Here is a 12,995-nt window from a genome sequence, read left to right as displayed (position 1 = left end):
ATTATTCATAGGATGGGTGGAGCAGAAGCAAAACCCATCAAACCTTTGCCAAGATTGGAGTCACTGATACTGCCAGCATTTGTGCTACGAAATGGTTACGCAAATGTGACAATAACTTCAGCCATTGGTATATTGATATTTCGTTCCCCACCAAAAGGTGTAACACGATAGAGGATGTATTTGTAATACTTTCACCAACAGCATCCAGAACTCAACGCAGCTTCCAAAATTACACAGTTAATTCAAGCATCCTAACTTAGTTCTGGAAGTAGCCTCAGCAGCAAGTTACAAGCAGGAGAGGAGACGCTTGCGATTCTTTCCCGAAAAAGTTTTAATTATTCTCTGCTCATATAAAATAGTGAGGTTGTCGGAGAAACGAACGGCTACTTAGAGCAGCATCCCCCTATTTATAGGAATGGCTGTCGCCAGAGAAACAAGACGCTAGCTCAAAATGCCAGCTTAGCAATATCACTCTGTTTGCTCAATGCTATGTACAACCAGAACCCAGCTTTTATCTCTTCTGTTGCCAAGCAAAACAATTTTCTAGAATTCCAAGCAATACTCTTATGCCAAGAACCTCCTAAGAGAACTTCGCTGAATTAAACTAAACTTCAAGTTATTTTCACCGCCAAGTATATTGTCATGAAAACCGAAACCAAATCTGCACAAACTCCCAAACTGATTACACTCAACTGCTCTGGTGGCATTTCATTGGGTGCTTATATGGCAGGAGTTTTTTATGAATTGACGAAAGAATCCGTCAAGGCTGAACCGAAAGTGATTATTGATATTATTACTGGATCTTCAGCAGGGGCAATGTCTGGTGTCATCGCCGCCTACTGCTTGCTTCAAGGAAAGGTAGATCCACCTTTTAAATTCGATCAACGACTCAAATTTTTAGAAGAAGAGCATAAAAGCCCTTTGTATCAAGCCTGGGTTCAACAAGCCGATATTCAAAAAATCGATAGCTTTTCGGTAATGCTATCTAGTTTTAAAGATGGATTTCAAGGGACGATAGAAAGTTTTGCCGATAGCTTTGAAGCAACCCTAGAGAAATATAAAAAGAGTTCTAATCCGCTTAGAAAAGGATTTTATAAGCTTTTTCATCGTTCTAAATCTTATAAATCTACTCCCGAAGCAAAACGCGAAAAAACCAATCTCAGCGTTCTTTCTGGTGAAGCAATTGAAAAAATTGCCGAACTTGTTATCAAGCCTCCCCAGATTACAGAAAATACGAAACCTCTGGCGCTTTTAATGACGCTTACCAACTTGCAAGGAATTCTTGAACAAATCAATCTCACCGACGCACAAGGACATTTGGAACAAGAAATTGAAACGATTACCAGTTCAGAGACTCGTCAATTTCTTTTTCATTCAGGAATTCCTCAAGAAACAATGAATAAGATGTGGGCCAAGGCAGTAATGGGGGGTCGCGCTTCCGGCGCTTTTCCGGTTGCTTTTCCACCCATTTGGGATCATTCTGATATTAGTAGTATCAATCTTAAAGACCTCAGTGATGACTACTTTAAAACACCCAAAAGACAAGAACTGAAGGAAGAAGGGCTAGGGGCTGTACGTGAAAGCAAGGCAGATGATACACATTTAGTATTTCTGTATACGGATGGAGGCATCCTAGATGGTCTACCTATTTTAAAAGGAATTGAACTAGAAAATGATTTGCGCTCCAATCAAATACACAAAAAGGAGCGTTCAAGTCAGTTTCAGGAGGAATTTACGGCACAACAGCCATCAATTAATACAGAACGATTGCACGTGTATATCCGTCCAGTTCCCGTAGAAAATTTGAATAGTGCAAAACGCCTAACCCAAGGGGAATTTTCGACACTAGAAGTTGGATTGAGTGGCTTAACGCTGCCAAAATCAGAACATGACTCGCTCCGCTTAAGAGAAATTCAAAAACGAAATCAATTAGCCTTAGCAAAGGAAAAATTAATAGAAGCAATTGAAGATAAAAATTTTGGAGATATCAGCCAGATTGAGAAAATTATCGAAGAAGCAATCCCTTATCGGCACATAAAGCTGCGTCCAATTACTCCAGCAATTATCGGCGAAATTGCTAATTCTAAAAGTAATGGAATAAGCAGGCTGCAACCCATCTACGATAATCTACCCAAAAATATTAAAGCTTCTCTGCAAGAAGGAAGCGCCGCAGAACTACTCGCATCAGATTTCCTGGGTGCATTTGGTGGTTTTTTTGACAAACGTTATCGAGATCATGATTTTCTATTGGGGCGAATTTGTGGAATTACTTGGTTACACCAATACTGCAATGTAGAAATTACAGAAGCAGAAGTAGATACGATAGTAAGACAAATCAAGAAATATCTGCTAGCACAAGATCCGCAACCTGCGGATCTGAAACTTAGTCAAAAAATTAGGATTGCTAGAATAGTTTTACGCGCTTTGAGAATTGTATTAACTGAATCAAAAATTATTGGATTGATTTGGTTATTCGTTTTTGGAATCCTGAAAGTATTAGCGATTTCAGGGTTAGCAATTCTTGAAATTTTGGCAACTGTATTGATTGTGGTTTCTGACTTGATGGAGAAGGCACAAAACAGGATGTTTGGCAACGAAAAAGTATAAAAAAATGTGTCTGAATGCTGACATTGTTGGTGCTGACATCGAGCGATCGCAACTTCGTCTACCTCGTCGATACACACAAGCTGAAATGAAACCCTCTCCGCTAGCAGACAGAAAGCGGGATTGCCCTTATTTTCCTTGCGGAAGGGGGAAGCGATCGCTTCCTATCCCTAAAATACACCCAAGAATAATCGCTCAGAAACAACCGAAAACTGGTAGCGTCAGACAAAGGAGAAGATTATTACAGGACGTTAAGGTTTGAAAACGCGCTCTAGTTACTGGCATCTACTGCCATACATCCGCCCTCAGTGGAAAACCATCGCGCAAGCTTTCGCTTGCACGTTAGGGGTTACAGTATTCTGGCCCATCCAGGCGGCACTTGCAGGCAAAATCGCCAATTTCATTGGACAAGGCGATATGGCAGCACTTGCCCAGTTAGCAGGAGTGCTGGCAGTCGTTTTTCTCGTGCAGAAAATCCTGATGTATGGACAGGATTCGCTGATGGCGAAAGCCGCCCTTTTCGTTGCCTTTAACTTACGCAAGCAAGTTTATACTCACCTACATCGTCTCAACTTTGGCTACTTTGAAACTGCACAAACCGGCGATTTAACTTACCGTCTCACCGAGGATATTGACCGAGTTGGGGAAGTCGTCAATAAAGTTTTCCATGACTTTATTCCCTGCGTGTTGCAGCTAATCGTCGTGCTGGGCTACATGATTTATCTCAACTGGCAGCTGACACTGGCAACGTTTATCGTCGCACCGTTGATGGGGGTTTTAATTGGCTGGTTTGGCGAACAGATGCTGAAGTTTTCTCGCCGCAGCCAAAATCGCGTCTCTAATTTATCGGCGTTGCTAACGGAAGTATTTAGCGGAATTCGCCTAGTACAAGCTTTCGCCGCCCAAGATTATGAAATTGCCCGTTTTGCCCAGGAAGCTGAAGAAAACCGGAAAGCGAAGTATGCAACTGAACGGCTAAAGGCGATTCAGAATCCTGTGGTTGGATTTTTGTACGCGATGAGCGTTTTACTGCTGTTTTTCCTCGGTGGCTGGCAAATTTCGATTAATAATCTGACTGGGGCAGAATTTGTTAGCTATATCGCAGCAGTGGCGTTACTGATTGACCCGATTGCCCATCTCACTAGCAATTACAACGAATTTAAACAGGGTCAGGCATCGGTCGATCGGATTTTTGAACTGATGGCGATTCAGCCAACCGTGGTGGAAAAGCCGGGTGCCGTTGAGCTTCCGGCGGTCACGGGTAAGGTGGAATACTGTAACGTTACCTTTGCCTATCCGGCACTAAATTCCCCAAATCCTACCTTCTCAGAGGATGACAAAGAAGGAGTGCAACCTCTTTCTAAGTCGGGGCAAGGAGGAACTCCGGTGCTGCAAAATTTGAATTTGCTGGCACACTCCGGAGAAATGATTGCCTTAGTGGGTGCGTCGGGTGCGGGTAAAACGACTTTGGTGAATCTTCTTCCCCGCTTTTATGACACCCAAGCGGGTGAAATTTTGATTGACGGGACTAATATTCAGGATGTGACGCTGCGGAGTCTGCGGCGGCAAATTGGGATTGTGCCGCAGGAAACGATTCTATTTTCTGGGACGATTGCTCAAAATATTGCTTTTGGACAAGCGCAGTTTGACCTCAAGGACGTGCAGGTGGCGGCAGAGATTGCCAACGCCCACCAGTTCATTACCCAATTTACCCAGGGTTATCATACCTGGGTGGGGGAGAGAGGGGTAAATTTATCGGGGGGGCAGAAGCAGAGAATTGCGATCGCGCGTGCTGTTTTGCTGAATCCTCGAATCCTCATCCTGGATGAAGCAACCTCTGCCCTGGATTCGGAATCAGAAGCCTTGGTGCAGGAAGCCCTAGAACGGATCATGCAAGACCGGACTGTTTTCATCATCGCCCACCGCCTTGCCACAGTGCGCCGCGCTGATCGAATTCTGGTTGTGGAACAGGGGCAGATTATGGAATCGGGAACCCATGAAGAATTGCTGCACAAGGGCGATCGCTATGCCCGATTTTACGCACAACAGTTCAGTCAGGTCTAGGCTGATGATGAATGAGCGATTATCCATGCCCACTCCCATCTACAATTCCTCTAAATAACGCAGTAAGTCTGCCATTTCTTGGGTACTGGGCTGAAACTGGGGCATGGGCGGTGTATCCCCACTGATGACTTGGTGAATGATTCTTACGCGAGACTTGCGCTTAGAGATGGCTTCCAGACTTGGCCCCACTCGACCGTGTGCTTCCAATCCATGACATCCCGCACAGTTCATTTGAAAAATCGCGTGTCCCTTCACGGAGTCGCCCGTTAGGGTCAAAACTGTCTTGACATAAGGATCGGAGACGCGAAACAGGTTAACCCCAACAAGTGCTAAGAGGATGACCAGGAAAGCAGCCAATGCCATCAAGCTGAGGCGCTGCATCAGGATTTCAGGTTTAGGTAGCTGGTTATCCAAAGGTTTTTGAAAGTGAGATGTAAGGGCAGTTTTTGATCGGGGCGCAAGCGATCGCTATGCAATGAACGAGTATAGCGATATGTGTGGTTGTGTATCGATAAAGATTTCGATTCATATACATAGCTTAAATTTTCTAGAGAGTCGAGGCAAGCGTAGTTTTCTCCAGCCTGCTACTGGAATCGGAGATGCCTTGAAATTGTGTCGCTACAGGCTCACCCGTTCTTCCTCTCTAGCTTGTAGGATGAGAAACAGGCAAAAAACATTAACAAAGGAGTACTGACGTGGTAGAACCCCTGCTTTCTGGTATCGTGCTTGGTTTGATTTTAGTCACCCTCGCGGGACTATTCTTCGCTGCCTATATGCAGAAAAAGCGCGACAACAAACTAGGAGTATAAAAGTGCTGTAGGGGCGCGGTTCTCCCGCCCTCCTGAGTCAGCTGAGTGAGGTGGGCACAGCCCACCTTTTTAAATGGTTGTAAACTTTCAGATGCTGGCTGGGCAATAGAAGGTAAGGGCAGTGTTGCCGTAAACCTTTTGGCGACAGATTTCCAGTGCGGGAACGGGTTCAACCGTCCAGTTGTTAGGACTGTGTTCCACTGCGAATTCACCGCCTTCAGCCAGTAGTTGATGCTGCGCGATCGCTTCCAGCACCGGCTGATATAATTCACTCGCATAGGGCGGGTCAAAGTATATCCGGTCGAACTGCTGACCGCCAAGGGTTTTCAATCGTTGAACGACATCCCCCCGCAATACCTGAAATTTTTGGTCTTCTTGAGCGACTTGCTGCCAGTTTTCCTGGATAATGGCGCAGGCGCGACTCCACTGTTCAATTCCGACGACGTAACTGGCACCCCGACACAATGCCTCTGCGCCCATCGAACCACTACCGGCACACAAATCCAACCAGCGACAGCCGCTGATGCTGCCCTGCCAAATGTTAAATACTGCTTCCCGCACTCGCCCTAGTGTAGGTCGGGTTTCTTGACCTGGCAAGGTTTTGAGTAAGCGATTGCCGTAGATTCTGAGGCTCATAATTGGGTCAGACGTGCCGCTACGCTAAGGCAACTTTACTATGCGGCAACTTCGGTTCGTACCTGGGCAACAAAGTTGGATAATATTTGCAGTCCGCTGGTAGAAGATTTTTCCGGGTGGAACTGCACAGCCATCAAGTTATCACGCGCGATCGCAGCCGTCACCGTTTGACTTCCGTGAGCGATCGTGGCGGCGCGGATTTGAGGATCGACGGGATCGACGTAGTAAGAATGGACAAAATAAACCCAAGGCTGAGACGGTAACTGCCGCCAGATTGGGGCATCCGGTTGGGCGATTTCTAGTTGATTCCAACCCATGTGGGGAATCGTCAAGTTAGGTTCAGGTCGAAATCGTCGCACCACACCGGGGATAATGCCTAAACCGGGTTCTTTGCCTTCTTCGCTGGAATCGAATAGAATTTGCAATCCCAGACAGATCCCTAAGAAAGGTTTGCCGGATGCGATCGCTTCTTTGATGGGTTCTACTAGGTGGCGCGATCGCAAGTGTTGCACCGCTGGATCGAAAGCTCCCACTCCGGGCAACACTACAGCATCCGCCCGTGCAATGTCTGCCGGTGAATCCGTAATTTTAGGGGTTGCACCCGCTTTTTCCAATCCTTTACAGGCAGAGTGCAGATTTCCCATGTCGTAGTCGATGACTGCAATGACTGACATTAATATGCGCCTTTGCTGACTTTTGTTGTTTGTGTTAGGTGTCTAGTTCCCTTCTTTTAACTTTACATTCTTTTGTTAAAAATTTCAAAAATATCTCTTTTCACCGTTCGGCAATTCATACTGAATGAATATTTCTTTACCTTCAGGCAGTTGTAATTCCGAAATTTTGAAAATTTTTGAGTTTTTGTCATCTTCCTCAAAGTATCCCCGCTCAATTTGAATGGGATTATATACTTCTACATCCCTTGTCCCAAATCTATCCTCGGAAGAATCTAAAACTATCTTTATTTTATCATTTTCAACGATTATGTATTCTGTGACAGGATCTCCCTCTTGGGTGATACAGATTTTTTTTGCTCCAAGATTACCTTTTTTTAACTTGAATACCCAACTCAGCAAAGACTTGCTTGAATTGTTTTCATCAAAATTAGCTGATTTTTCTCTGAATGGGCACTCGATTAATTTTAGCGAGTTATCTTTCTTCAACTGCTCAAGCAAAGCCTTTTCTTCTTTTGTAATCTTTTCTTGATTCAGATTGACAGTCTGCGTTTGAGCGGTTTTTTCTAAATTACAGCCTGATGCCAGAAGCACCACTCCTAAAATAAGAAGTAATCGTCGCACTTTCTACCTCAACCTCATTTCAACATTTGTTACATTTGCGTCTATTAGAGGAAAGACGCATCTCTCTAAACATTTGTTGCTGTCAGGCAGGTAAGTGGTTAGATTAAGCTAATCTACGCATCCCACAAAGCTACTTATGAATCGAAAAATTCTGCTAACGTCTTTTACTACCTGGCTTCCCCATCAAAACTCTAATGCTTCCGACGATCTATTACTGGAAGTTGGCAACCTAGACTCTTTATCGCTATCATTGAGTTTTTTAAGACAGCTACCCGTTGATGTTGCTCAAGCAAGCGATCGCGTCTTTGCCAAAATTAACGAATTACAGCCGGATGCAATTATCTGCTGCGGTATGGCAGAGTCTCGCACTCAATTGAGCGTAGAATCCTGTGCGGCTTGTGGAACCACACTGCTAAAAACATCGGTAAATCTAGAAAAACTATTAACAGGCTCAGTCGCAACTGAAATCAGCGATGATGCCGGTAAATTTGTCTGCGAAGGGCTGTATTACTCGGTATTAGACTACTTACAAGAACGCCAAATTAACAGCCGCTGTATTTTCGTTCACGTCCCAATCCTAACTCCGGAAAACTCTTCGGGAATCATGGCAGATTTTTTATGTATTCTGAAGAACCTGGCACTTTCTTAAAGTCCTTGATGTCTTAGCACCCATCCGGAAAATCTTTGGTTAGCATCCTCAGCGAACGTACAAGGAAGACTCAGTAAAGTTGTGGCTTCACGGACGAAGTCCGCCTACACTGACTAACAGTAAATTTAGCTTGCGGACGCAGGCTTTGTTTGTGTCGTCCCATTTAGTCTGAGGGCACACTTCTTAAGAAGTCTAGTCAGACGATTTTTCCGGATAAGGTCGTTATCGTTTTTAAATATTAATCTTCCCATGTTGCCATTCTTGCCCTTTTTACCCCTTGCTCAAACACCACCGCCGCCACCCAAACCAGCCCCTCAAGAGATTGTGCGACCCCAGCCAGTTATGCCTTTACCCGGACAACTGGATAAAGTGCCGATGTTTAACAGTAACAGCCCAGAATGGGTGAAAAGTGAAGGAATTTTACTTTCTACTTTTCCCCCAAATGGTAAAAAGGTGCCAGCGGCTCATCTTAATTTCCCTTTCCAGGGAAGATTTGATTTATTTGCCCACCACTTTAGCCACACTCCCAAAGATTTGCAGACGCTTTATCTGGGCGTAATCTTGCATAATCCGGGTACAAAACCCGTCAAAGTGGAAGTATTGCAAGCGGCAAGTCAGCTAATGCAGAATGCGCCCTATATCAAACTGCCGACTTATGTCGAAAATCCCAACGGAGACGTATATTCAGGTCATGGCGATCGCGCAGTCAACGATGTCATGCGAGGCAAGCGACAAGCTGATTTTCCCGCCCAGCTAGTGATACCACCGGGACAAAGCCGTTTGTTGATGAATCATCCGATTCCGGTGCGGAATCTAGAAAAGCCCATCAATGGTCGGTCTACACTAATGCGGTTGCAGAGTAATGGCAAGGTTTATGCAGCCAGTTTAGCGATGTATGCCAAGAAAAATGCAGATGGCAGCGAACGGAAACCAACCCAAGCAGAATGGCAGACTTTACTCGATACAGGCACTTTAGCCGGACCCAGAGATAAAGCCCCCTCTCCTCCAGGGCAAACCAGCGGGCAATTTATTTACAGTCGCGTGGCAGGAGTCTCTGAAGGTTCTGCTTGGACAGGGCAACTGGTGGATAAACCCAATGCCCAAAATCTCACCATCCCCCAACCCGGTAACGCTATCTCCTATCCCATCAGTTCCCTCAAGTTAGGCACCCTCGGTACAAGTCAAGTGCAAACTGCAAAGATGCTAGTGCGCTATCCGGATACCGCTTACGAAGCACATGGGAACTACGGAGTTGAATACAACCTCAGCTTGCCCTTAATCAACTCCACGAAACAACCCCAAACTGTCACCCTGACGCTAGAAACGCCTTTGAAGGAAGACAAGCTAGCAAAAGGAGGATTGCGTTTCCAGCAACCCCCGCATTTTCCAATTTTTCGCGGTACCGTACGGTTGCGCTACAAGGATGACCAAGGGAAACCCCTGACGCGCTACGTGCATTTGTGGCACCAAACGGGTCAGGTAATAGAACCACTGCTAACGCTAAAAATGCCCCCGGCAAGTCGCCGACAGGTGCAAGTCGATTTGATATACCCACCAGATGCGACGCCGCCGCAAGTCCTGACTGTGCAAACTTTAGAAAATACCTCAGCGAATGTAAGTGACAAGTCATTAGTGGAATTGATGCGTGTCCTGTATGGAATTCGGTTTGTACTTTAGTTAAAAAATTTCCTGATGTATTGGCTGCGGGGTTTGCCTCGCTTCCCCATTTCCAAGCGTAGGGACACGGCAATGCCGTGCCCTTACTTTAGACAGACGAGAAAACTAGGTAAGACTTGTTAAGTTATGTAACATCTTCTAATTTAGGCACTTTTGACAAATGCCTAAATTAGTGCTTACTGTCTCAAAAAATTGAAGGTCAATTCAGTGAAAAGCAAATTCATCGAAAAGCAAGTTAATTTTGATAACTGTTGTATTTCCTACTATGAAGGAGGAATTGCCTCAAATTTAGATCCGATACTTTTTATACACGGATGGGGAGTATTAGTTGAACCTTATCAAGAAAGCTTAGATATTTTATCTGAGCGTTATCAGGTAATCGCGCCGGTTTTACCAGGTTTAGGGAACTCAACCGCACCTGAAAAAATTCAAAATTCTAATGACTATGCAAAGATTATCGGTAATTTTGTAAAAAAGTTAAATTTAAAGAAAGTTCATGTAGTTGGACATTCCCTAGGAGGCGCAATTGCCATAGCATTGGCAGCTTTGATGCCGTCGATTGTCCGCAGCCTCATCGTCGTAGATAGTACAGGAATTCCTCTAGGTTCTATACCGGAAGTTGTATTGAAAAGGGCAATTGAAATGCCTGCACAATCTTGGCAAATGAAGCTTCAGCCTGTTAGTGCTATTTTTAAAAACTTGTTTTATAACAGCTTATTTAACCTGGAAAACACAATAAAGATGGGATTCATCGCGTTACAAGAAGATATCAGACCAATTTTACCAAATGTTGAATCCCCTTGTTTAATTTTGTGGGGAGAGAACGATGTTCTAACTCCGGTAAAATTTGCCCAAGAGTTATCACAAGGAATCAAAGGTTCTAAATTAAAAGTAGTAGAGGAAGGATACCACGAATGGAACCTGTTTTTTCCAGATAAATTTACAACGATTACTTTTGAATTTCTTGCAGAAATTGAGGAAATGTTATTGACAAGGGCATAATTTTCTCTGGGCTTTCGCATACCCTTCGGGAAGGCTTACGCCTACGGGCGACGATTTCTGGTTCCAATCGCTGATTTAGCGACTGCGAAAGCCCCTCCTTCCTGCGTGAATCGCCTCAGTTAGAAGAATAGGGGTGCGATCGCATCCGACAGCGGAGAAAATGGTGAGTGCTAACCGTGAGACTCCGAAATCGCTTCATGCTGACTTTTTTGCCGCTTTTTCTTCTCGCGCAAACAAATCCAATCCCCACACCTGCACCCCCTGCACCACCACTTGAGGTCGTGCAACCGCAGGAAGTCCGCGCTTTACCGGGCAAACTGGATGATGTGCCAGTTTTTAATAGCAACAGCCCAGAATTAGTCCAGACAGAGGGAATTTTACTTTCAACTTTTCCCCCCAGCAAAAAAAGCACCTCGGCGGCTCATTTAAATTTTCCCTTCCAAGGGCGTTTTGATGTGTTTGCCCATCATATTGCTAAGCCACCGACGCCGGAAGACTTACGGACTCTCTACTTGGGAATCATCCTGCATAATCCCGGTAAGCAACCCGTCACGGTGGATATCTTGCAAGCAGCCAGTTATCTCAGTCAACCAGATGCGCCATTTATACCGATGGCATCCCACATTGAGAATCCCTTGGGTAACGTGTATGCTGGCCCTGGCGATCGCGTCAGTAATGATATTTTGCGAGAACAGCGTCAAGCTGATTTTCCCCCTCAGTTGACAATTCCGCCGGGGGAAAGCCGGATGTTGATGAATCATCCGATTCCTGTAAAGACGCTAACGCCGCCACTGAATGGTCGCTCAACATTGATGCGGTTGCGGAGCAATGCCAAAGTCTATATGGCGAGTTTAGCGATGTATGCGCGTCAAAATCCCAATAAGAGCGAACGCGCACCAACGCTGGAAGAATGGCAGACACTTCTGAATTCTGGTAATTTAGCACAGCCGCGCGATCGCGTTCCGACCTCTCCTGAAGCCAATAAGGGGCAATTGATCTACGGTCGTGTTGCGGGTGTCGCTCAAGGTTCCCAGTGGAAAGCCAGACTGGTAGAAAGACCGGGTGCAGTGAACCTGAGCATTCCCCAACCAGGAAAAGCGTTTTCCTATAGCCTCAGCACGGTTCCTCGCGGCACTCTCGGCACCGAACGAGTGCAAAGTGCCCCCATGTTGGTGCGCTACCCAGATACCGCTTATATGGCTCACGGCAACTATGGAGTGCAATACAGCCTCACCTTGCCGTTGATGAACGATACAAACGACAGCCAGACTGTAACCTTGGCAATACAGACACCAATCAAACAGGATCGCTTGCAAGGAGGACTGCGTTTTCTAGAACCACCGCCTCAGCAAGTTTTTTTCCGGGGCACCGTCCAGATCCAATACACTGATGACCGAGGCTTACCGCAAATTCGTTACGTGCATTTAGTTCAACGGCGCGGTCAGCAAGGCGAACCTTTGATAACCTTGAAGATGCTACCGGGCGATCGCCGACTGGTAAAAGTTGATTTTATTTATCCCCCAGACGCCACGCCGCCCCAAGTTTTAACGGTTAGAACCTTGGAAAAAACTTCCTGAAACGTTGTAATTTAGCCTTTTATCTGCGGGATAATCCCTGACCACGATTGACATAGGTCTGGACATTCCGCAGTGCTTGGCTCGCATAATAATCGCCCGGACGCTGCTTCAATGCCCTTTGGAAATTAATCAGCGCGGTGTGATAATCGCCTTTCTTGGAAGCCTCGTAGCCAACTCTCATGTATTTGTCATAATTTGTTGCTGCTGGGGCACTTGCTGGCGGGGGATCTTGCCCTTTTAAATAGTCTGTAATATTCCAGTAAGCGAGTGTGGCATAGCGGTCAGTTGGGCGTTCGGCAAGTGCTGACCGAAAGTAAGACAAAGCGGCTGGATAATCCTTTCTTTGTGTCGCTGCATACCCCAGTCTCATGTACTGGTCATAGGCATATTCAGCACCATAAGTCGGGGTTCCATCGGGAGCCGTTGCCGGTGTGGGAACCACAGTCTGTGTGGGTTGAGGAACAGCGACGGTTGTTGTCTGAGCTTGGGTTCGTTGCGCGGGGACAACGAAAGCGATCGCTAGGAAAGCCGGTAATATTTTTATCCAATTTGTTAGTTTCATATTGTTTCTCTTTTTTGTTTTTCCCCTCTTTTCTACAGAGGTATATATTCATAGAATGCCACCTATTTTTTCTAGCTACCTCTGCCACAAGTCAGGGAAAAACTCGAACTAGGGACACTC

Annotated in this window: 12 protein-coding genes; 7 read left to right on the top strand and 5 right to left on the bottom strand. The window is 45.6% G+C overall.

Annotation, left to right across the window (positions count from 1 at the left end; translation table 11 throughout):
• Positions 1–642 precede the first annotated feature (642 nt).
• Both NC996_RS04015 and NC996_RS04010 read left to right on the top strand, forming a co-directional pair.
• Positions 643–2,607 (top strand): patatin-like phospholipase family protein, encoded by a 1,965-nt coding sequence (locus tag NC996_RS04015; protein ID WP_190682239.1) that lies wholly within the window; start codon positions 643–645, stop codon positions 2,605–2,607.
• A 255-nt stretch (positions 2,608–2,862) separates the two neighbouring features.
• Positions 2,863–4,668 carry an ABC transporter ATP-binding protein gene (locus tag NC996_RS04010; RefSeq protein WP_190682236.1) on the top strand — a complete coding sequence of 602 codons (1,806 nt, stop codon included), beginning with the start codon at positions 2,863–2,865 and terminating at the stop codon, positions 4,666–4,668.
• Between the two features lie 39 nt (positions 4,669–4,707).
• On the opposite strand, the gene NC996_RS04005 is transcribed toward NC996_RS04010, so the two are convergent.
• Positions 4,708–5,082 (bottom strand): cytochrome c, encoded by a 375-nt coding sequence (locus NC996_RS04005; RefSeq protein WP_190411147.1) that lies wholly within the window; start codon positions 5,080–5,082, stop codon positions 4,708–4,710.
• 281 nt (positions 5,083–5,363) lie between these two features.
• Between NC996_RS04005 and petG the strand changes: the two genes are divergently transcribed.
• Positions 5,364–5,477 (top strand): cytochrome b6-f complex subunit V, encoded by a 114-nt coding sequence (gene petG / locus NC996_RS04000; RefSeq protein ID WP_190411146.1) that lies wholly within the window; start codon positions 5,364–5,366, stop codon positions 5,475–5,477.
• Positions 5,478–5,564: 87 nt separating this feature from the next.
• On the opposite strand, the gene rsmD is transcribed toward petG, so the two are convergent.
• The 3 genes from rsmD to NC996_RS03985 form a co-directional block, all read right to left on the bottom strand.
• On the bottom strand, positions 5,565–6,113 hold the full coding sequence (gene rsmD / locus NC996_RS03995; RefSeq protein ID WP_190682232.1) for a 16S rRNA (guanine(966)-N(2))-methyltransferase RsmD: 549 nt from the start codon (positions 6,111–6,113) through the stop codon (positions 5,565–5,567).
• A 38-nt stretch (positions 6,114–6,151) separates the two neighbouring features.
• Complete coding sequence (gene hisH, locus NC996_RS03990) at positions 6,152–6,787, bottom strand: imidazole glycerol phosphate synthase subunit HisH (protein WP_190682229.1); 636 nt, start codon at positions 6,785–6,787, stop codon at positions 6,152–6,154.
• Positions 6,788–6,871: 84 nt separating this feature from the next.
• A complete protein-coding gene (locus tag NC996_RS03985; protein WP_190682227.1) occupies positions 6,872–7,408 on the bottom strand; it encodes a DUF4362 domain-containing protein in 537 nt (178 codons plus the stop codon).
• A 136-nt stretch (positions 7,409–7,544) separates the two neighbouring features.
• On the opposite strand from NC996_RS03985, the gene NC996_RS03980 reads away from it, so the two are divergent.
• The 4 genes from NC996_RS03980 to NC996_RS03965 all read left to right on the top strand — a co-directional run bounded on the left by NC996_RS03980 (position 7,545) and on the right by NC996_RS03965 (position 12,313).
• The gene (locus NC996_RS03980; protein ID WP_190429079.1) at positions 7,545–8,057 is read left to right on the top strand and encodes a peptidase C15; all 513 of its coding nucleotides are present in this window, start codon (positions 7,545–7,547) and stop codon (positions 8,055–8,057) included.
• Positions 8,058–8,306: 249 nt separating this feature from the next.
• On the top strand, positions 8,307–9,734 hold the full coding sequence (locus NC996_RS03975; RefSeq protein ID WP_190682224.1) for a DUF3370 domain-containing protein: 1,428 nt from the start codon (positions 8,307–8,309) through the stop codon (positions 9,732–9,734).
• 207 nt (positions 9,735–9,941) lie between these two features.
• Positions 9,942–10,736 carry an alpha/beta hydrolase gene (locus NC996_RS03970; protein WP_190682221.1) on the top strand — a complete coding sequence of 265 codons (795 nt, stop codon included), beginning with the start codon at positions 9,942–9,944 and terminating at the stop codon, positions 10,734–10,736.
• A 197-nt stretch (positions 10,737–10,933) separates the two neighbouring features.
• Complete coding sequence (locus NC996_RS03965; RefSeq protein WP_190682357.1) at positions 10,934–12,313, top strand: DUF3370 domain-containing protein; 1,380 nt, start codon at positions 10,934–10,936, stop codon at positions 12,311–12,313.
• Between the two features lie 19 nt (positions 12,314–12,332).
• On the opposite strand, the gene NC996_RS03960 is transcribed toward NC996_RS03965, so the two are convergent.
• Entirely contained in the window at positions 12,333–12,875 is a 543-nt protein-coding gene (locus NC996_RS03960; protein WP_190435517.1) for a hypothetical protein, read from the bottom strand.
• Positions 12,876–12,995 lie beyond the last annotated feature (120 nt).

Origin of the sequence: Trichocoleus sp. ST-U2 (assembly GCF_039961875.1) — a bacterium.
GTDB lineage: Bacteria > Cyanobacteriota > Cyanobacteriia > Cyanobacteriales > FACHB-T130 > FACHB-T130.
The sequence above is the reverse complement of the archived record's forward strand: the minus strand, read 5'-3'. Positions and strand labels throughout refer to the sequence as shown.